This is a genomic window from Paenibacillus sp. SYP-B3998 (genome assembly GCF_010820665.1).
Taxonomy (GTDB): domain Bacteria; phylum Bacillota; class Bacilli; order Paenibacillales; family NBRC-103111; genus Paenibacillus_E.
Genome location: NZ_JAAIKC010000017.1, coordinates 50159 through 70885, shown reverse-complemented (window position 1 = coordinate 70885; position 20727 = coordinate 50159). Strand labels below are relative to the sequence as shown.

Annotated in this window: 20 protein-coding genes; 17 read left to right on the top strand and 3 right to left on the bottom strand. The window is 49.8% G+C overall.

The window, feature by feature from the left end:
• Positions 1-50: 50 nt before the first annotated feature.
• From purE to GK047_RS26055, 13 genes are all read left to right on the top strand, one after another.
• Entirely contained in the window at positions 51-536 is a 486-nt protein-coding gene (gene purE / locus GK047_RS26115; protein WP_163953253.1) for a 5-(carboxyamino)imidazole ribonucleotide mutase, read from the top strand.
• A complete protein-coding gene (gene purK / locus GK047_RS26110) occupies positions 533-1705 on the top strand; it encodes a 5-(carboxyamino)imidazole ribonucleotide synthase (RefSeq protein ID WP_163953252.1) in 1173 nt (390 codons plus the stop codon). Before purE ends, purK begins: the two co-directional genes overlap by 4 nt.
• A 25-nt stretch (positions 1706-1730) precedes the next feature.
• Positions 1731-3026: an adenylosuccinate lyase gene (purB, locus tag GK047_RS26105; RefSeq protein ID WP_163953250.1), complete on the top strand. Its 1296-nt coding sequence runs from the start codon at positions 1731-1733 to the stop codon at positions 3024-3026.
• 34 nt (positions 3027-3060) lie between these two features.
• Positions 3061-3951 carry a phosphoribosylaminoimidazolesuccinocarboxamide synthase gene (locus GK047_RS26100; RefSeq protein ID WP_163953248.1) on the top strand — a complete coding sequence of 297 codons (891 nt, stop codon included), beginning with the start codon at positions 3061-3063 and terminating at the stop codon, positions 3949-3951.
• 54 nt (positions 3952-4005) lie between these two features.
• On the top strand, positions 4006-4245 hold the full coding sequence (gene purS, locus GK047_RS26095) for a phosphoribosylformylglycinamidine synthase subunit PurS (RefSeq protein WP_163953247.1): 240 nt from the start codon (positions 4006-4008) through the stop codon (positions 4243-4245).
• A gap of 104 nt (positions 4246-4349) precedes the next feature.
• Positions 4350-5045, top strand: a complete 696-nt coding sequence (gene purQ / locus GK047_RS26090) for a phosphoribosylformylglycinamidine synthase subunit PurQ (RefSeq protein ID WP_163953246.1) — start codon at positions 4350-4352, stop codon at positions 5043-5045.
• A complete protein-coding gene (purL, locus tag GK047_RS26085) occupies positions 5023-7266 on the top strand; it encodes a phosphoribosylformylglycinamidine synthase subunit PurL (RefSeq protein WP_163953245.1) in 2244 nt (747 codons plus the stop codon). The genes purQ and purL overlap by 23 nt, the downstream gene beginning before the upstream one ends.
• Entirely contained in the window at positions 7251-8783 is a 1533-nt protein-coding gene (purF, locus tag GK047_RS26080; RefSeq protein WP_163953244.1) for an amidophosphoribosyltransferase, read from the top strand. The genes purL and purF overlap by 16 nt, the downstream gene beginning before the upstream one ends.
• Positions 8784-8872: 89 nt before the next feature.
• Positions 8873-9913, top strand: a complete 1041-nt coding sequence (gene purM, locus GK047_RS26075; protein WP_163953243.1) for a phosphoribosylformylglycinamidine cyclo-ligase — start codon at positions 8873-8875, stop codon at positions 9911-9913.
• A complete protein-coding gene (gene purN, locus GK047_RS26070) occupies positions 9913-10524 on the top strand; it encodes a phosphoribosylglycinamide formyltransferase (RefSeq protein WP_163953242.1) in 612 nt (203 codons plus the stop codon). The genes purM and purN overlap by 1 nt, the downstream gene beginning before the upstream one ends.
• A 46-nt stretch (positions 10525-10570) precedes the next feature.
• A complete protein-coding gene (gene purH, locus GK047_RS26065; RefSeq protein WP_163953241.1) occupies positions 10571-12118 on the top strand; it encodes a bifunctional phosphoribosylaminoimidazolecarboxamide formyltransferase/IMP cyclohydrolase in 1548 nt (515 codons plus the stop codon).
• A gap of 69 nt (positions 12119-12187) precedes the next feature.
• Positions 12188-13447 carry a phosphoribosylamine--glycine ligase gene (gene purD / locus GK047_RS26060; RefSeq protein WP_163953240.1) on the top strand — a complete coding sequence of 420 codons (1260 nt, stop codon included), beginning with the start codon at positions 12188-12190 and terminating at the stop codon, positions 13445-13447.
• A 204-nt stretch (positions 13448-13651) separates the two neighbouring features.
• Positions 13652-15709, top strand: coding sequence for a methyl-accepting chemotaxis protein (locus GK047_RS26055; protein ID WP_163953239.1), 2058 nt, complete (start codon positions 13652-13654; stop codon positions 15707-15709).
• Positions 15710-15726: 17 nt separating this feature from the next.
• Here GK047_RS26055 and GK047_RS30240 read toward each other — a convergent pair whose 3' ends face one another.
• A complete protein-coding gene (locus GK047_RS30240; RefSeq protein ID WP_275901718.1) occupies positions 15727-15855 on the bottom strand; it encodes a hypothetical protein in 129 nt (42 codons plus the stop codon).
• Positions 15856-16155: 300 nt separating this feature from the next.
• Here GK047_RS30240 and GK047_RS26050 point away from each other — a divergent pair, with 300 nt between their 5' ends.
• Together GK047_RS26050 and GK047_RS26045 are read left to right on the top strand one after the other, a co-directional pair.
• Positions 16156-16938: a DODA-type extradiol aromatic ring-opening family dioxygenase gene (locus GK047_RS26050; protein WP_163953236.1), complete on the top strand. Its 783-nt coding sequence runs from the start codon at positions 16156-16158 to the stop codon at positions 16936-16938.
• A 69-nt stretch (positions 16939-17007) separates the two neighbouring features.
• Positions 17008-17538 carry a hypothetical protein gene (locus tag GK047_RS26045; protein WP_163953234.1) on the top strand — a complete coding sequence of 177 codons (531 nt, stop codon included), beginning with the start codon at positions 17008-17010 and terminating at the stop codon, positions 17536-17538.
• A gap of 21 nt (positions 17539-17559) precedes the next feature.
• On the opposite strand, the gene GK047_RS26040 is transcribed toward GK047_RS26045, so the two are convergent.
• The gene (locus GK047_RS26040) at positions 17560-17973 is read right to left on the bottom strand and encodes a DCC1-like thiol-disulfide oxidoreductase family protein (RefSeq protein ID WP_163953232.1); all 414 of its coding nucleotides are present in this window, start codon (positions 17971-17973) and stop codon (positions 17560-17562) included.
• A gap of 249 nt (positions 17974-18222) precedes the next feature.
• Between GK047_RS26040 and GK047_RS26035 the strand changes: the two genes are divergently transcribed.
• Positions 18223-19293, top strand: a complete 1071-nt coding sequence (locus GK047_RS26035; RefSeq protein WP_163953230.1) for a DUF3048 domain-containing protein — start codon at positions 18223-18225, stop codon at positions 19291-19293.
• A 156-nt stretch (positions 19294-19449) separates the two neighbouring features.
• Here the strand turns inward: GK047_RS26035 and GK047_RS26030 are convergent, their stop codons facing one another.
• Positions 19450-20067, bottom strand: a complete 618-nt coding sequence (locus tag GK047_RS26030) for a hypothetical protein (protein ID WP_163953228.1) — start codon at positions 20065-20067, stop codon at positions 19450-19452.
• A 236-nt stretch (positions 20068-20303) separates the two neighbouring features.
• Between GK047_RS26030 and GK047_RS26025 the strand changes: the two genes are divergently transcribed.
• The gene (locus tag GK047_RS26025) at positions 20304-20594 is read left to right on the top strand and encodes a YerC/YecD family TrpR-related protein (protein ID WP_029198698.1); all 291 of its coding nucleotides are present in this window, start codon (positions 20304-20306) and stop codon (positions 20592-20594) included.
• Positions 20595-20727: the final 133 nt, after the last annotated feature.

Here is a 20727-nt window from a genome sequence, read left to right as displayed (position 1 = left end):
TCTAAAGCGAGCTTTGGAAACTACCTATATAAGATGAAAGTGGGTTTGTGATGACTGTACGTGTTGGAGTCATAATGGGAAGCCAGTCGGATTGGGAAACGATGAAGCACGCATGCGACATGCTGGAGGAATTGGGAGTACCTTATGAGAAAAAGGTGGTCTCCGCGCACAGAACGCCCGACCTCATGTTTGACTATGCGGCTTCGGCAGCAAGCCGAGGCATTCAAGTCATTATCGCCGGAGCAGGCGGGGCGGCGCACTTACCAGGGATGGTAGCAGCCAAAACGGAGCTTCCAGTTATTGGTGTGCCAGTGAAAACATCCACGTTGAACGGTCTGGATTCACTGCTTTCCATCGTGCAGATGCCTGGGGGCATTCCTGTTGCGACAGTCGCCATCGGCCATGCAGGGGCGACAAACGCTGGCTTGTTGGCCGCGCAAATTCTAGGCGCCTTCGAGCCTGAGCTGCAAGCCAAAATAAAAGCGCGCCGCGAACGCATTGCGCAAACCGTTATTGAAAGCAGTGAGCTGCTATGACGCTAGGAAGTGGTAAGGTGATCAAGCCTGGCGGCACGATTGGTATTCTAGGCGGCGGGCAGCTCGGACGTATGCTTGCCTTGGCGGGACGCAATATGGGTTATCGCTTTGTTACATTAGATCCGACAGAAGATGCGCCATGCGGTCAAGTTGCGGATGAACAGATTCAGGCGGACTTCGACGACGTGGAAGCAGCCAGAAAGTTAGCTGCCCAATCGGACGTCATCACGTATGAATTCGAAAATGTTGACGCCAACGTGACCGACATTTTAATGAAAGAATCCTATGTCCCCCAAGGGAGCCAACTTTTATATACAACACAGCATCGACTTCGTGAAAAAAGAGCTATCGAGGCAGCTGGCGTACCAGTTGCCCCTTATGCTGAAATCACGAGCGCGGCGCAGCTTCGCGAAGCTGCGGAACGCTTTGGTACGCCGTGCGTACTCAAGACGGCAACTGGGGGTTACGACGGCAAGGGCCAGTGGGTAATCCGCTCGCTTGAAGAGGTGGAAGAAGCCTACGAAACCCTCAGCCGCGCGAAGACAGAGCTTGTTTTAGAGCAATTCATACATTTCGATAAAGAATTATCCGTGATTGCAGCGAGGAGTCCTCGTGGTGAGGTGAAGGCTTTCCCTGCTGCGGAGAACATACATGTAAATAACATCCTGCATCAATCGATTGTTCCGGCACGCATTCCTGCCGAAGTGCAGCAGGAAGCCGAGAAGCTGGCGATTCGCATCGCAGACTCGCTTGGCGTAATCGGACTGATCGCCGTTGAGCTGTTTCTAACCAAGGATGGTCAGCTTTATGTTAACGAGCTTGCGCCACGACCGCATAATTCTGGTCATTACACGATGGAAGCATGTCGCACTTCACAGTTCGAGCAGCATGTTCGTGCGATTTGCAATCTGCCCTTAGGCTCGACAGAGCTGATGTCGCCTGTTGTTATGGTCAATTTGCTTGGAGAGCATATCGCGCCCCTTGAGCAGCAGGTGGACAAGGTTGGCTTTTTGGAAAACGAAGAGCTGGGAGTTAGCGCAAAGGTTCATTTATACGGTAAACTGGAAGCGAAAGAGAAACGCAAGATGGGACACATTAATCTGCTTGCAAGCGATGTCGCCAAAGCACAAACTTGGATAGAACGAGCTGGCATTTGGGAAAGTAAGTAAATGAGACAAACGGAGGAACTGCAAAATGATTGAACGTTACACTCGCCCAGAAATGGCGCGCATATGGACTGAGGAAAATAAATTCCAAGCATGGCTCGAAGTTGAAATTCTTTCTTGTGAAGCTTGGTCAGAGCTCGGCGTTATTCCTAAGGAAGATGTGAAAGTGCTTCGCGAGAACGCAAGCTTCAACATCGATCGCATCTACGAGATCGAGCAAGAAACGCGCCATGACGTGATTGCCTTCACTAGAGCAGTATCCGAAACACTAGGGCCTGAGCGCAAATGGGTACACTATGGTCTGACCTCAACCGATGTTGTGGACACGGCTCTCGGCTACTTACTCAGACAAGCGAATGAAATTTTGGACAAGGATATCCAAAACTTCATTGAAATTCTTAGAAATAAAGCGATCGAACATAAAGATACAGCAATGATGGGCAGAACGCATGGCGTACATGCGGAGCCAACGACTTTTGGTCTGAAAATGGCTCTTTGGTACGAAGAAATGAAACGGAACCTGGAGCGTTTCCGTTTTGCCGCTGATGGCGTGCAATTCGGTAAGATCTCCGGCGCTGTAGGGACTTACGCGAATATCGATCCATTCGTTGAACAATATGTTTGTGGTAAATTAGGCACAACCGCAGCTCCAATTTCGACCCAAACGCTGCAGCGCGACCGCCACGCTGAATATATGGCGACACTGGCGCTAGTCGCAACGTCCCTAGACAAGTTTGCAACGGAAATTCGCGCGCTTCAAAAAAGCGAGTTCCGCGAAGTTGAGGAACCGTTCGCTAAAGGTCAGAAAGGCTCATCGGCGATGCCGCATAAGCGCAACCCAATCGGCTGCGAAAGCATCTCCGGTCTATCCCGCGTCATTCGCGGACATATGATCTCTGCTTATGAGAACGTGACGCTGTGGCACGAACGGGACATTTCCCACTCTTCTGTTGAGCGGATCATTTTGCCAGACGCGACGCAATTGCTGAACTACATGCTTAACCGTCTAGGCAATATCATCAAGAATTTAACCGTGTTTCCTGAGAACATGAAGCGCAATATGCGCAGCACCTATGATGTGCCTTTCTCTGGTCGCGTCATGACGAAGTTGATCGACAAAGGCTTCTCCCGCGAGCAAGCGTACGATACCGTACAGCCAAGAGCGATGCAGGCTTGGGAAGAGCAGCGCTCGTTCCGTGACATCGTAGAGAATGCGTCGGTTATTACAGAAGCGTTAAACGCGGAAGAAATTGCAGATTGCTTTGATCCAAGCTGGCACTTGAAACATGTAGACACCATCTTCGACCGTCTAGGTCTGAAATAGCTCGTTCCATTTAAATAGAAAGGATGTGTTGTTGATGGCAAATCATATTCTGGATTCAGCGACGGAGCTTGTTAAAGCCCCGTTGGTGCACAAAGGAAAAGTGCGGGAGCTGTACGATCTGGGTGAAAACTTCCTGATTGTCGTGACGGATCGTATCTCGGCATTTGACTACATTCTTAAGCCAGGCGTTCCTGACAAAGGATATGTGCTGAATGCGCTAAGCAAGTATTGGTTCGGCGTGACTAGCGGTTATATGAATAACCACATCGTGCATGCGGACGTGGAACAGTTGCATGATGTGATTCCAGATGCAGCGGCTAGAGAGCTTCTCAAGGAACGTATTCTTGTAGCGAAAAAAGCAGAGCGAATCTCCATAGAATGCGTTGTTCGTGGTTACATCACAGGTAACGGATGGAGACAGTACGAGCAAACCGGCGAAATTAATGGCCGTAAGCTTCCTGATGGTTTGCGCAAGAATGAACGCTTGGAAATGCCTATTTTCACGCCGGCGGCGAAAAATGATGTAGGTCATGATGAAGACATTTCCGTTCAACAGATGTGTGAATTGGTTGGCGAGGAGCTGACGTATGAGCTGCAAGAAAAAAGCATTATGCTCTATACCATAGCTCATGCGATCTGTGAGCAAAAAGGCATTATTTTAGCAGATACGAAGTTTGAATTCGGTTTTTATGCAGGCGAACTCATTATTATTGATGAAATCTTCACACCGGATTCTTCGCGTTACTGGCCACAAGAGAAATACGCCCTGGATATCGAGATTGATTCGATGGACAAAGAACCTGTGCGGACTTACCTGGCGGGTTCAGGTTGGGATAAAAATAGCGAGCCGGACGAGCTTCCAGCTTCAGTTGTGGAAGAAACGGCAAGTCGATATAAAGAAATACTACACCGCTTGGTGGATTAGCTTAGGGCATCATCCATATTTTCAGGAAGCCATGATGAAGAGGAGAGATTAGAAATGAAAGCAACCGTCTACGTAACGATTAAACAAAACGTCTTGGACGTTCAAGGAACAGCGGTGCAAGGAGCGCTTCATTCGATGGGTTTTGAAGAAGTTGGCAAGGTTCGCATTGGTAAATATTTGGAGCTTGAGCTGAACACGACTGACAAAGCTGAGGCTGAAGCACGCGTGAAAGCAATGTGCGAGAAGCTGTTGGCAAACACTGTTATTGAAGATTATCGCTACGAGTTGGTTTAATACAGGGAAGATTATGCTTACGAAGAAAGCTTTCCTAAAGGAAAGCTCAGCCAATGCTTACGATGAAAGCTTTCCAAATGGAAAGCTCTAGGGAGGAAAACGTCATGAATTTTGCGGTTCTTGTGTTTCCGGGATCGAACTGCGACATCGACTGCTACAAGGCAGTCGAAGATACAATCGGACAATCGGTTGATTATGTATGGCATACAGCGGACGATCTGTCCAAATACGACTGCATCCTCGTGCCGGGTGGATTTTCTTACGGAGATTACCTGCGCTGCGGTGCCATTGCCCAATTCGCGAACGTTATGAAAGCTCTCGTTCAAGCGGCGGAAGAAGGCAAGTACATTCTAGGTATTTGTAACGGATTCCAAGTGTTGACGGAAGCTCGACTTCTGCCAGGCGCACTGCTTCGCAATAATGGCATGAAATTCCGCTGCCATCAGACGACGTTGAAAGTCGAGAACAATGCAACGCCGTTTACACGCGATTATGCAGAAGGCGAATTGATTGAGATTCCAATTGCGCATGGTGAAGGCAATTATTACTGTGACGATACAACACTTAAAGAACTGCAAGAAAACAAACAAATCGTATTCCGTTATGAAAAGGGTAACAACCCGAACGGATCCTTAGATGATATCGCCGGCATTTGTAACAAAGCTGGAAATGTAGTAGGTATGATGCCCCATCCAGAGCGCGCCATTCATGAGCTCCTTGGGTCGGCAGACGGCAAGAAGATGTTCACATCGATTCTAAACGCTTGGAGGGAGAAACATGACGCAGCAGCTATCCGCTAAGGAACCAACGGCCGAGCAAATCGCCGAGCAGAAAATTTACAAGCAAATGGGCGTAACCGATGACGAGTATGCCAAAATTTGCGGCTTCCTTGGACGTAATCCGAACTATGTGGAGATCGGCGTATTCAGCGTTATGTGGTCCGAACATTGCTCTTACAAAAATTCCAAACCCGTACTTCGCAAATTCCCGGTTACAGGTCCACGCGTTCTGATGGGTCCTGGCGAAGGCGCAGGGATTGTAGATATCGGCGACAACCAAGCGGTTGTTTTCAAAATTGAAAGTCACAACCATCCATCGGCAATTGAGCCTTACCAAGGCGCTGCGACGGGTGTCGGCGGGATCATTCGCGACATTTTCTCGATGGGCGCGCGTCCGATCGCGGTGCTGAACTCGCTCCGCTTCGGTAAATTGCAAAACGATCGCGTGAAGTATTTGTTCGAGCACGTCGTCTCAGGCATCGCTGGCTATGGCAACTGTATCGGTATTCCAACGGTTGGCGGCGAAGTGATGTTCGACGAGAGCTACGAAGGGAACCCGCTCGTTAATGCCATGTGTGTCGGTCTTATCGACCACGACAAGATCCAACGTGGTGTTGCCAAGGGGGTCGGCAACCCGGTATTCTACGTCGGTCCGGCAACGGGCCGCGATGGTATTCATGGCGCAACGTTCGCGTCTGAGGAACTGACGGCGGAGTCCGAAGCGAAGCGCCCGGCTGTACAAGTAGGCGATCCGTTCATGGAGAAGCTTGTACTCGAAGCGTGCTTGGAGCTCATCAATTCCGGCATCGTGCTCGGTATTCAAGATATGGGCGCTGCGGGGCTAACCTGCTCCAGCGCTGAGATGGCGAGTAAAGCGGGCAACGGCATGGAGCTTTACCTCGATGAGGTGCCGCAACGCGAAGAGGGCATGACAGCTTATGAAATGATGCTGTCTGAGTCTCAAGAGCGCATGCTGTTCGTCGTTGAGCCGAAGCATGAGGCGCAAGCCAAGGGCATTTTTGAGCGCTGGGGTCTCCACTGCGCCAAAGTCGGCAAGGTGACCGATGATGGTCGCCTGCGTTTAATCCACCACGGCGAAACCGTGGCGGACATGCCTGTAGGGGCACTCGTCGACGAGTGCCCGGTCTACAATAAGCCGAGCAAAGTGCCGGCTTACTACGAGGCTAGCGCAGCTATCGACACGACTCGTTACCCGGAGGTAACGAAGCTGACCGATGCGCTGAAGCAAGTGCTCGCGTCCCCGACGGTAGCGAGCAAAGAGTGGGTGTACAACCAGTATGATTCCATGGTTCGTACAGAAACTGCTGTGCGTCCGGGTTCGGACGCAGCGGTCGTGACTATTCGCGGCACCCGCAAGGGCCTTGCGATGACGACCGACTGCAACGGACGCTATGTATATCTCGATCCGGAAGTTGGCGGACGGATCGCTGTTTCAGAAGCAGCGCGCAACATCGTCTGCTCCGGTGCGGAGCCGTTAGCGGTTACGGACAACCTGAACTTCGGAAGTCCAGATAAACCAGAAATTTTCTGGCAGCTGGAGAAATCAACCGACGGAATGGCAGAAGCTTGTCGGTTCTTGGACACGCCTGTAATTGGCGGTAACGTCTCGCTTTACAACGAGAACGCTAAAGGCGCGATTTACCCAACGCCGGTAATCGGCATGGTTGGTCTGGTTCATGACACCGACCACATCACGACGCAAAACTTCAAAAATGAAGGCGACATCATTATCCTGCTCGGCGAGACGAAAGCGGAGCTCGGCGGCAGCGAATTCCAATATGTCATTCACAAGGTAACCGAAGGCCGTCCACCTGTTCTGGATTTGGCTGTAGAGAAACGCGTTCAAGACACTGTACTGAAAGCAATCCAAGAAGGTTTGGTCGCTTCGGCGCATGATTTGTCCGAAGGCGGTCTGGCTGTGGCGTTGGCAGAGAGCTGTATCGGCGGACGTACAGGCGCAGTCGTCAACGTAGCCTCAGAAATTCGCCCAGACTTCACGCTGTTCAGTGAAAGTCAATCGCGTATCCTCTTGTCGGCAGCGCCGGACAAAGCAGACGCGTTGAAGCACTGGATTGCTTCACAAGGAGTCCCTTATCAAGAAATCGGAACAGTCACAGGATCAGAGCTGACCGTTAAAATTAATAACGAACAGCGTCTTCACTCACCGGTAAGCGAGCTGGAGAAGGTCTGGAAGGATGCGATTCCATGTCTAATGGCATAAAGCAAACCGACGCCCTGAAGCTTCCATCTGCGCCCCTCGTACAATTGGGGGAAGCGCAGCATGAGCTTTGGACAGGCCAATACTTCAATGAAGGTATAGGCGGCCAAGGCGGAATGTTTGATAAGCTCAATGAAGAGTGCGGGGTGTTCGGGGTGTATGGACATCCAGACGCCTCCTCCTTGTGCTATTACGGGCTTCATGCTCTTCAGCACCGTGGACAGGAAAGTGCCGGCATTTGTACAGTAGAGGATGGGAAGTTTAATTACTACCGGGGTATGGGGTTAGCCAAAGAAGTGTTTACAGGACCTATTCTGGAACCCTTGAAGGGCTCAACAGCCATTGCCCATGTGCGTTACTCGACAGCAGGCGAAAGCAAGCTGGCCAATGCGCAGCCGCTCGTATTTAAATATCGGGAGGGCGACCTTGCGATTGCGACGAACGGAAACCTCGACAATGCGAACATCATCAAGCGCGAATTGGAGCGGAAGGGTTCGATTTTCCAAACGACGAGTGATACGGAAGTGCTGGCTCATCTTATTGCCCGTTCCGAGCACGATGACATCGTTGATGCCGTCAAGGATGCTCTGAAACAAGTGATCGGTGGCTTTGCCTTCCTGATCATTACGAAGGACAAAATGATTGCTGCGCTTGATCCGAATGGGCTGCGCCCGTTCATGATCGGTCGTCTCGGGGATGCGTATTTATTCGCATCGGAGACTTGCGCGTTCGACGCAGTTGGCGCGACGTATTTCCGTGATGTGCAGCCGGGCGAGCTGATCGTGCTTGATCGCGATGGCTTCCATGAGCAGCGCTTTGCTGAAAGCAGCAAGCGCGCAATCTGCGCGATGGAGTACATTTACTTCGCTCGTCCCGATAGTGACATCGACACCGTGAACATTCACTCTGCGCGTAAGCGCATGGGGAAGAAGCTGGCGATGGAAGCCTTCGTGGATGCCGACATCGTTACAGGCGTGCCGGATTCTAGTATTTCTGCAGCGATTGGTTTTGCCGAGCAAACGGGTATCCCCTATGAGCTGGGTCTTATCAAGAACCGCTATACGGGCCGGACTTTCATTATTCCTAGCCAAGAGCTTCGTGAGCAAGGGGTCAAAATGAAGCTGAGCGCCGTGCGCAAGGTGGTCGAAGGCAAACGCGTTGTGATGATCGATGACTCTATCGTTCGCGGGACAACAAGCTTGAGGATCGTCAATTTATTGCGCGAAGCTGGCGCGACGGAAGTGCATGTGCGTATTTCATCGCCGCCTTTCATGAACCCTTGCTATTATGGAATCGATACGCCAGACCGCAAAGAACTCATTGCTGCGATGAACTCTATTGAGGAAATTCGCAAAGCCATTAACGCGGATTCTCTGCATTTTCTCACAAAAGAAGGCCTGCTGAATTCCATCGGACAAGGTTCTGCAGGCGAGAAAAGCGGGTACTGCACGGCTTGCTTTGACAATAGTTATCCAACAGAAATTGTTGACGTTACGAAGGTTGGTTGTGCTTGCGACTAAGCGGTTAAATGAACAAATAAGTAATAACGGGACGGTTTGACGCTAGTCAGACCGCTCGCTACATAGACAATATAAGGAGTGGAAGCGAAGTGTCGGATGCTTACAAAAAGGCTGGAGTCGATATCGCGGCAGGAAACGAAGCAGTAGAACGGATGAAGAAACACGTAAAGCGGACGTTTCGACCTGAAGTGTTGACAGACCTCGGCGGCTTTGGCGGATTGTTCAGTCTGAACAAGGACAAGTACGAGGAGCCAGTGCTCGTATCCGGTACGGACGGAGTCGGCACAAAGCTGAAAATCGCTTTTGCCATGGATAAGCACGATACGATTGGCATTGACGCCGTTGCGATGTGCGTGAACGATATTATCGTTCAGGGCGCGGAGCCGCTCTTTTTCCTTGATTATTTGGCTTGTGATCGCGTTGTTCCAGAGAAGATTGAAGCTATTGTGAAAGGGATCGCTGACGGTTGCTCACAGTCTGGTTGTGCGCTAATCGGCGGCGAAACGGCGGAAATGCCAGGCATGTATGCGTCAGGGGAGTATGACATTGCCGGGTTTACCGTAGGCATCGTCGACAAGAAAAAGATCATCGACGGCACCACCATCCGTCCCGGAGATGTAGTTCTAGGCTTGGCTTCCAGCGGCGTGCACAGCAACGGGTTCTCTCTTGTGCGCAAGCTGTTGCTTGAGGATAAAGGCTATACGCTTCAAGGACATGTAGAGGAGCTTGGCGACAAGCTTGGCAACGTGCTGTTGGAGCCTACGAGGCTGTATGTGAAGCCAGTTCTGGGCATTCTTGACGAAGTGGCGATTAAAGGAATGGCGCACATTACAGGAGGCGGCTTTATCGAAAATATTCCACGGGTTCTGCCAGAAGGCGTGAATGTGGAAATTCAATATGGCTCTTGGCCGATTCTGCCAATTTTTGAATTGATGCAGCGTGAGGGCGGCATTAGCAACAACGATATGTTCCGCACTTTTAATATGGGGATCGGGATGGTTATTATCGTGGATGCGGATCTAGCGGAGAAAGCTATCGCGGCTGCAGAAGCGCAAGGAGAGAACGTATATCGACTTGGCGTCGTCACTGAAGGTGAGCGAGTCGTCACGTTCCAAGGAGCTGAGGTGTAATGCAGCCTTATCGGATTGCTGTATTTGCGTCAGGCAGCGGCTCGAATTTCCAGGCTATTGTCGATCAGGTACAGAAGGGGAAGCTTGATGTTAGCATCGAGCTTCTTGTCTGTGACCGTCCACAGGCATTCGTTGTGGAACGTGCCACAGAAGCGAAGGTGCCTGTGTTCGCATTTCGCCCCAAAGAGTATGAAAGCCGCGAGGAGTATGAATCGCTAATTCTGAAAGAACTGCAGGATCGTGAGATCGATCTCATCGTGATGGCTGGCTATATGCGGATCATTACGAACGTTTTGATCGTGCCTTACTATGGTCGAATGATTAATATTCATCCCTCGCTGTTGCCCTCATTTCCTGGCGTTAAAGCAATCGAACAAGCCGTGGCGTATGGCGTCAAACAAACCGGCGTGACCGTTCACTTCGTGGACGGCGGTCTGGACTCCGGCCCGATTATTGCCCAGCGCAGTGTGGAAATTCATGAACACGAGACTGCCGACTCGCTTGCTGAGCGCATCCATGCGGCGGAGCATGTTCTCCTGCCGCATGTCATTCGCTCGCTGCGCGAAGGTCGCGTCAGTATCGATGGGCGTAGGGTTAGCATACGCTTGTAGCTATTATTTTACATACAGTCAAAAACCATTTCTGGGAGGAAGCATAGTGGCAATCAAAAGAGCACTGATCAGCGTGTCCGACAAAACGGGGATCGTTGAATTCGCTAGCGAGCTGGCTAAGCTGGGCGTTGAGATTATTTCAACTGGCGGCACGCAAAGTTTATTGAAGGAAAAAGGGGTGCCGGTTATCGGTATTTCCGAAGTGACAGGGTTTCCCGAAATTATGGATGGCCGCGTCAAAACGCTGCACCCAGCTGTGCACAGCGGTCTCCTTGCGGTTCGTGACAACGAAGAGCATCAAGCGAGTATGAAGAAGCTTGGTCTTGATTATATTGATGTGGTTGTCGTGAATTTGTATCCTTTTGCCGAGACGGTTGCTAAGCCGGATGTGACTTATGAAGATGCCATTGAGAATATCGATATCGGTGGGCCAACGATGCTCCGTTCAGCAGCCAAAAACCACGCGTTCGTATCTGTGATCGTGGATGCAGCGGATTATGCGCAAGTGCTGGAAGAAGTGCAAGAAAACGGCGATACGTCGCTTGAAACACGTAAACGTCTTGCGGCCAAAGTGTTCCGGCACACGGGTTCTTACGATGCCCTGATTTCCGACTACTTGTCCAAGCAATTGGGCGAGCCTTACCCAGAACGTTATACCGTTACCTATGAAAAAATGCAGGACCTCCGCTATGGAGAAAACCCGCATCAGAGCGCGGCTTTCTATCGCAAGCCGAATGCGGCAGCAGGCAACATAACAACAGCCGAACAATTACATGGTAAAGAATTATCGTATAACAATATTAACGACGCGAATACTGCCCTTCAGATCGTTAAAGAGTTCAGCGAGCCTGCGGTCGTAGCCGTGAAGCACATGAATCCTTGCGGCGTAGGTATCGGAACGAATGTACTAGAAGCTTATCAAAAAGCGTATGCGGCTGATCCGACGTCCATCTTTGGCGGAATCGTTGCAGCAAACCGTACAATCGATGAAGCTACAGCACAGCTGCTTCATGAGATTTTCTTGGAAATCGTGATTGCGCCTGATTTTACATCTGAAGCTTTGGCTATATTAGAGAAAAAGAAAAATATCCGCCTGCTCAAAGTAAGCGGCTTAGATACAATAGCGGGTCGCAAAGCAGAGCCTGTCCTCACAACCGTTGAAGGCGGCATGCTCGTTCAAGACAGCGATGCCCATCAGCTTACGGAGGCTGATCTCAAGGTCGTCTCTGAACGTCAGCCAACAGAAGAGGAATTGAAGCAATTGCTTTTCGCTTGGAAAGTAGTTAAGCACGTTAAATCCAACGCGATTGTACTCGTTGCTGACGATATGACAGTCGGCGTTGGCGCAGGCCAAATGAACCGTGTGGGCTCAGCCAAAATCGCCATCGAGCAAGCGGGCGACAAAGCAAAGGGTTCCGTTCTTTCTTCCGACGCGTTTTTCCCGATGGGCGACACACTGGAGATGGCAGCTAAGGCTGGTATCACAGCTGTCATTCAGCCGGGTGGCTCTATCAAGGACGAGGAATCTATCCGCGTTGCGAATGAGAACGGTATCGCCATGGTTATGACAGGCGTACGTCATTTTAAACACTAAACGAACTGAGAATGCTCACGATCGATTGCTGACCGTGGGCATTCCCCATGAGAGAGGGACGGAAGACGGATGCGTATTTTAGTTATTGGACGAGGCGGGCGTGAGCACGCGATCGTTTGGTCTTTGAGCAAAAGCCCGAAAGTGAGCAAGTTGTTCTGCGCGCCTGGTAATGGTGGTATCGCGGCACTAGCCGAATGCGTGCCGATTACCGAGCTGCAGTTCGAGGAGATTAGCACGTTTGCGAAAGAGCAACAAATCGATCTTGTCATGGTCGCGCCTGACGATCCGCTCGCAGCGGGTTTGGTTGACCATCTGGAATCCAAAGGTATCGTTGCCTTTGGCCCGCGCGCGAATGCCGCGATTATTGAAGGCAGTAAGGTGTTCATGAAGCAACTCCTCAAGAAGTACCAAATTCCTACGGCCACTTACGAATCCTTCGACGCCTACGAACCGGCGCTAGCCTACCTGCGCAGCCAAACGGCGCCGATCGTCATTAAAGCCGACGGCTTAGCCGCAGGCAAAGGCGTTACTGTCGCGCACACCATGGAGGAAGCCGAAGCGGCGCTTCGCGAAATTATGGTGGACCAAGTTTTCGGCAAGTCTGGCGCTAACGTCGTAATCGAAGAATTTTTGACGGGACAAGAGATGTCCCTGCTCGCTTTTGTCGACGGCTCTGTTGTGCGTCCTATGGTACCGTCCCAAGACCATAAGCCAGTCTTCGATGGCGATAAAGGTCCGAATACAGGCGGAATGGGCACGTACTCGCCGCTTCCGCACATCCCGCAATCGCTTGTGCAGGAGGCACTGGACACCATCGTTCAGCCTACCGCAGATGCCATGGTGAAGGAAGGCCGCCCGTTCAAAGGCGTGCTGTATGCAGGGCTGATTTTGACCCCGAATGGTGTGAAAACGATCGAGTTCAACGCTCGTTTTGGCGATCCCGAGACGCAAGTTATTCTACCGCGTTTGCAGACCGATCTGCTGGATATCTTCCAAGCGATCATCAATGGCACATTGGATACACAGCCGATTGTGTGGAACGACCAAGCGGCGGTCTGCGTCATTGTGGCTTCCGAAGGATATCCTGGGCCTTACCCGAAAGGGCTCCCAATCACGGGACTTGACAACGTACAAGACTCCATTATTTTCCACGCGGGAACGGCTTTGCAAGATGGCCAAGTCGTTACGAATGGGGGGCGTGTTCTGGGTATAACAGCCTTAGGCAAGGACATCGTTGAAGCGCGCCAGAAAGCGTATGCTGACGCGGAGCGCATTCATTTTGACGGGAAGCACTATCGCACGGACATCGCATTGAAGGCATTGAAATAGACTTGAGAAGCACGAGAAAAGTCTTGGAATAGCTCAGAGTTCACCTTGAGTTAGCTGCAATTTAATGAAGCGCAACCTTTTGAAATCAAAAGGCTGCGCTTTTTCTTTTTCCCCCTCTTTATGTCGTATTTAAGAGGGGTTTGTCGAATTTCAAACGAATTTCTAGCTATAAGCAAAGTAGATTTTAATGAATGGAGGATGGCAATGATAAAGCTGAAAAGTATTCAAAGTAAGTTTATGTTACTATTAATTCCCCTTATTGTTATTACGTTGTCTGCGATCGTTGCATTCGCTTATATTTATAGTAAAGGCTTAATTACGAATGAAATTCAGCAGAAAATGCAGCAGCAGCTCAGCAGCGTAACCAGCAACATTAATTCCAAGATGGTTTCGCATCGTAAAGTGGGTGAGGTATTCGCGAGAACGATTGAATTCGCCCCTTCACAATTGACACTGGATAATTATAATCAAATGCTTAGCAATGATTTGTCAGCAAGCATAGATACTACAGGGATTGGGATCTTCTTTGAGCCCTTTAAGTACAACGCGAAAACAAAATATTTTTCTTCGTATGCGTTTAAAGATGGGGAAAAGGTAAAGCTTATCCAGGATTACAACGCGCCTGAATACGATTATCCGAACAAGGATTGGTATAAAGAGGGACATGATAGCAACAAGCCGTATAGCTACTCTAATCCGTATTATGACGAAACTACCAAGGTTTCGATGGTGACGACCAGTATTCCCGTATTCGATCAGAAAAAACAGTTTATCGCGCTGATTACTAGTGATTTTAACCTAGCTAAGCTCGAAACTTTCATTGAAGAAACGAAAGTAGGCCAAACGGGATGGGCATTCTTGATCGATGGCAACGGAAACTATCTGGCGCAGCCTGATAAATCCAAGGTGATGAAAGTAAGCATTGATAAAGATACTAACGCATCCTTAAGCGCACTTGCTCCTACGCTTCTGTCACAACAGCAAGGTGAACTAAGCTTCATGGACGACAGGAATATGGGCGTTAGCAGAATGTATTTCCAAAAAGTTCCTGAAACGGGCTGGACACTCGGACTCGTAATGCCGGAGAAAGAGCTTCATGAGCCTGTAGACAAGCTTGTTATGTCTTTAAGCATCGGAGGTTTAATTGCAGTTGTTATTATGATCGTTGCGATCATTTTGTTTAGCCGATCTCTGGTTGGTCATATCCGCAGAGCGAAAGTAATGGCAGGTCAAATCGCCGAGGGCGACCTCACGCATCAGATCGCTGTGAAAACAAACGATGAATTAGGGCAAATGGGGAATTCGTTCAACGAGATGATTGGGAGGCTAAGTACAATGCTTGGATCCGTGTCCATGCATACGCATACAGTAGCATCCATGTCCGAGCAGTTGTCCGCTAGCGCGGAGGAAACGTCGAGAGCGACGGAACAGATTGCCGATACGATTCAGCAAGTAGCCGCCAGCGCGGATGAGCAAAGCCTCCTTGTGAATCATTCCAAAGAGACGGTTACTGACATTGCGAAGCAATTGATTTCGATTGTGGACGGCGTTCAGAAAGTGAATCACTCGACGGAAAAAACAGCCGAAACGGCCGACGAAGGAAATAAAGCGGTTGGTGAGGTTACGGAGCAAATGAAGCTCATTCATCGTAACATGGCGCATACGTCCACGATTGTCAATGAACTAAGCGGGAAATCGCATCAGATTGGCGAGATGATTACCTTGATTACCTCGATATCCAGTCAAACGAATCTCTTGGCACTCAATGCTTCTATTGAAGCGGCGCGAGCCGGCGAGCATGGGAAAGGCTTCGCGGTGGTTGCAACGGAAGTGCGTAAGCTAGCTGAACAGTCAGCGCAGGCTGCTGATTCTATTCGTGGTTTAATTGGAGACATTCAGTCTCAAATTAGTAACGCAGTCGTATCCATGAATCAAGGCAACCAGGCCGTGAATGATGGAAGTGTCATGAGCGAAAGCGCCAAAGCGGCTTTCCAGGCGATTAGCCAAGCGGTAGAGGATGTATTCCAGCACGTGAAGGAAGTGTCACAGTCTGCAAGCGTGATACGCGCCGATTCCAAACGGATGGTTGAGGTCGTGGAGCAGATATCGACGATTTCAACGAAATCGCTCGAAAGCACACACAGCATTGCAGCGGCTGCTGAAGAGCAGCTAGCCTCAATGGAAGAAGTTAGCGCGGCCTCCCAATCACTGTCCAAGATGGCTGACGAGCTGCAGGAAGTCGTCAAGGTATTTAAGGTTTAACTCATTATCTTAACTCATTATTTATCACTGCTGTCCATGAGTAGTTTATCTTTATGTTTATAAACGTACCATACAGCAACAAGGGCTCCTAGGATTAAAGCGATGGATAACCAATGGTGGGTAAGCAGCTGCCAGAGGTTGTTCATACATGTTGCCTCCTTCTGTTTACTTTGAGAGTAGCTTTGGCAGAAGGAGGCTTTTTCATGCATATCAAGGGTTAGATATATTCCCAAGTTCACTACTCCCATCTAGAATCAACTTCATGCCCTGTGATAAAATGGACCTATGCTGATCTCCAAAACGGGTAGGCGCATGCAAAAGTATAAGCGCTATTCCTTTTGAGACGTCTCTTACCGCCCGCCAATCTGTCACATTAGTCGAAAAAGGGTATAATACAGCAAGGATTTCATGGTAAAATGAGTGAAGGATGAGGGAGGAATTGTGCGATGCTGCCTTCTTTTTATATTGCTCATGGTACGCCTAGCTTGACTGCTGAGCAGCATGCTTACACAGTGTTTTTACAAAAGTTTGCCAAAATTATACCTAAACCTAACGCAATCGTTCTAATCAGTGCTCATTGGAAACATAAGGTACAGCAAATTAGTTCGGCCTTCCAATTAGACATGCAGTGCGCTATTTCGGGGTTTGCAGATGAACTTTATGCGGTTAAACATTCAATCCGTGGTGATTTGGCGCTTAGCCTGCATCTCCAACAGCTTTTTCAAGCTGAGGGGATTCAATGCGAGTTGAATGATCATCAAAGTATGGACCGTGGTGCTTGGGGAGCGCTGCATTTGATGTACCCCTATTCATCGGTTCCGGTTGTCGTGCTGTCTGTAAATCCAAAATCCACACCAGAGGAGAGTTACCGGATTGGTGCAGCGATAGCTTCCCTTCGGGAGAAGCAGGTGCTCGTTCTGGGAAGCGGAGGGACGGTTTACAATCTTCAAAGACTTGATAGCAATAATCCAGTGCCCCAAGAATGGGCTATCGAGTTCGAGGAGTGGTTGGCAGAGCAGTTGGAGACGTGGAATTTGGAGGCGCTTTTCAATTATGAGGTAAGGGCTCCTAACGCACGTATAGCAGTGCCGACGCCAGAACATTTCGCCCCGCTGCTGCGTGCACTGGGTGCGGCTGATACTTCACACAAGGCTAAACTGCTGCATCACAGCTTCCGGCTAGGCACACTTAGCTTGAGCTGTTGGATGTTCGGAGCCAAGACCAAATAAACAGCGTCGATGTCGACCTGTTCACGAAAGAGCCGGCCACGTTGCCGGGAAAGGGTGGAATGATTGCAGTTGGCAAGCTTACTACGAAGTAAAAAAGTACACATCCTCATGATTTTACTAGCGGCAAGCTTGCTCATCTTTACGGCGTACCGCATTTACTTGTTTCTTGGACCGAGACAGGCTCATTATACATTAGCACAAAGCAGGTCGCTGGCGTATGAGCGATTGGGAGGCATTGGCTTAGGGCAGAGCATCAAGCATTTAACGCTGCCTCCTACGCCCAAGCTTAATCAAGGTAATTTTGATTATTACAATGTCGATAAAGGTACTTTCGTGGCTACCCCCCGTGATAAGGATATCATTGTACGGATCATTTTATCGGCGAATGCGGATCCTGCACGGCAAACAACAAGGGGAATCGGTGTGGACAGCACCGAATATGAGCTTACCACCATTTACGGAGCGCCGTGCTACCGCAGGAACGAACAAGGGGCTTCCATTTTCGGCTATTTGGACAAAAGGGCGAATCAAACTTTGGAATTCTGGTTGTTCGATAAACGTGTCAGTTTGATTCGACTAGATATGGCAGATATGAGCTAGCGCTCCCGCTGTCTAGCTGGGCTATTCAAGGAATCGCTGCTTGAACTCGGGCTTCGGCAGCATACAGTGCTCCGTTTGGCCGAACCAGTGGTAGCGATTGCGTGCAATGAAGGCATATACCGCATTGCGCAGCACGGGAGGCACGACGATGGCCGCATACGTCAGTGGCCATGCTCCACGCAGCTGCCTGGAAATACGCAGCGCCGCAGTGGATTGCGTGTAGATTCGCCCTTCTTCGATCAGGACAAAAGTTCCCAGGTGATCGGTCGGCAAGTGATGCCGCTGCAGCAGCTCCTGCCCGGTGGGAGACTGCAAAGAAGCGAAGTGCAAACGACCTCTCGGATCGTTGCGCAGTATGAACTGCACAGCGCTATTGCATAGGTTACATACCCCGTCGAACAGGACAATGCTCCCTTGATCCAGATGATCTGTCACGTGAATCCCTCCCCTAAGTTTTCTTGGAAAACTCACTCTATAGCAAATACTCTACTCGATTATACTATACCTAATCACTAACAAGCATCCACGCCTCTAACACCCTTTTCCGTCAAAACATAAAAAAAGGATTTCCAAATTATGCATGGAATTTCTCATAAGGTACAAAATTGCCTAGAAGTCTTCTATATGACTGTTCACTAGAATATACATTTTACTAGAACAAATAGATGAAGAGGTGCAGCCTGAATGAAAAACCTACCGTTATTTGGAGGAAGAAACCTTAGCGCTTGGCTTGTCCTTGGATGCTCTTTGATAGCTATATCGGGCTGTGGAGATACGCCTTCAGCTTCGCCAACGACTAGTGTCACGCCCGTTGAAACGTCCGTCGCGTCTCCCCCGTCCAAACCTACGTCCATCGCCGTGGAGACGGAGTTGCCTTTCAAATTCCCGTTAACGGGTCTGCCGAGCAGTAAAGAAGTGAAGACCAGACCCTACATGGTCATGGTCGAAAATGCCCCGCAGGCTAGGCCTCAGACAGGCCTCGATCAAGCCGACATCGTCTACGAAATATTGGCTGAAGGCGAAATTACTAGATTTGTCTCCGTCTTCCAAAGCCACGAAGCGAAGACCATTGGTCCCGTGCGCAGCATTCGTCCTTATTTTGTAGAAATCGGGGATTCGCTTGATGCGGTTATTGTCCATGCAGGCTGGAGTCAGGATGCAATGAACATCATGGCGGGTCGCAAGCTGGCCCATTTGGATGAAGTTTACGGCGACGGTGCTTTTTACTGGCGCGCAGACGACCGCAAAGCACCGCACAATCTCTATACCTCTGTGGATAAAATGAAGCAAGGCGTGGAGGCGCGCAAATTCCGCACCGAGTGGAACGGACCTCTGCTCACCTTTGCCAAGGATGGTCAGAACAAGCTGACTGGCGCAGCCGTGACACATATTCAAATTCCATATCTTCAAGGGTATTTCGTCTCCTATGAATATAATGCCGCCGAAGGGGTTTACAAGCGAAGCATGGATGGCAAGCCGCATGTCGATAAAGAAACTGGCAAGCAGCTGCAGACGACCAATCTGCTCGTGCTGGAGAGCAAGCATAAAATTTTGGACAAAGAGGGCCGCCGTACAGTTGATGTGTTCGGGCCTGATAAAGGTCTCATCCTGCAGCAGGGCAAGTCTCAACAAATTACTTGGGAGCGCAAGGGCGGGTTGATCCGAGCTTATGCGGAGGGCACGGAAGTTCCGCTGCTGCCGGGAAACACTTGGGTGCAGTTCGTGCCGGAGGGTACGGCGATTAAGACGGAGTAGACGGATGAGAGATATTAGAACACAAAATCAAGGAAGAAGCCGCCCGACTTGGTAGCAGAAGAACCAAGGCGAGGGCGGCTAATTACTTTTGGAAAATAGCTTTAGCTGCAAGCTGTGACTATTGCTTAGCAAATGAGGGATGGGTTACACTAAAGCTTATCTGCGTTTACGCTTTACTGAGGTGCTTCGACTGCTTTTTATGCGAGAGGAAGCTGATTTCTTACGACGGTTGCGTTTGCGAGGCAAGGCGTCTCTAATAGCTGAATCCGAAGCGTTTACTTTGCCTTTGCCGAAGGAGTTGAAGAGTACCTTCATCATCGGCGCCATTTGTTGAAAGCTGCTCATAACCTTCTGGACTTTACCCATCGTTCCAATAATACCGTCAATACCGCCCATACGTTCTACGAAGCCTGAGATCTGCTTCAAATTCAGTCCGCTTAGCGCATTGGAAGAGGTTGAACCGGTTCCGCCTCCACCGCCTAAAAGGCCTCCAAGGAGTCCACCACCGCCGCCCCCTCCAGCGGCAGGCGCATTGCCGCCACCGAATAATCCACCCCCGCTAGGGTTTCCGGCGCCACCACCGAACAATCCGCCGCCACCTTCAAACGGAACGGGAAGCCCGCCGCCTTGCGGGAAATCCGAGAACGGATTACCGCCAAGACCTGGGTATTGATTGAAGCCATTGCCGATTTGCGGAGCTCCTGTGAAGCTTCTTGTAAACACTTGAGGGACATTGCCGCCATTGCCAACAATCCTTTGTCTTTGGTTAGTCACTTGGATTCACGACCCTTTTCATCAGATTTGTCTCTTATAGGATATGTCAGCTGCCTACTGATGGTATGGACGAATGTCATGGGTAAAGCAAATTGTCGCAGTTTAGTCCTTTAACGCATAAAAATTTTAACGTTTCGCAAACCTAAAGGAAGGAATTTTTCAAGGCGTGTCGAAATTTACAAATGAGCTTACTGCATGATGAGCTAAAATGATGTTCTACCGGGAGTTGATAGCGTATGCAATTAAAAAAATTAAACGATAAAGCGATAGACCAACTTTTTGAGGCCGTACTGACGCTCAAAGATATAGAAGAGTGCTACGTCTTTTTTGACGATCTATGCACCGTGAATGAGATTCAATCGCTTTCTCAACGCCTTGAAGTTGCGCGTATGCTTCGCAAGGGCTGTACCTATAACCAGATCGAAGCCGAGACTGGCGCCAGTACGGCGACCATTTCACGTGTGAAACGCTGTTTGAACTATGGAAACGATGGCTATGTACTGACGCTTGACCGTCTAGGTCGCTAAGGCAGGCATACAGCTGGATAAAAAGCGGGGAATCCTGCCTTACCTTGTGTAAAGCAGGATTTTTCATGTTCAATTGACATGCAGAGGCACATTCGTTAGCATAGGAATTACATGGTATCGTAGGGAACGGGTG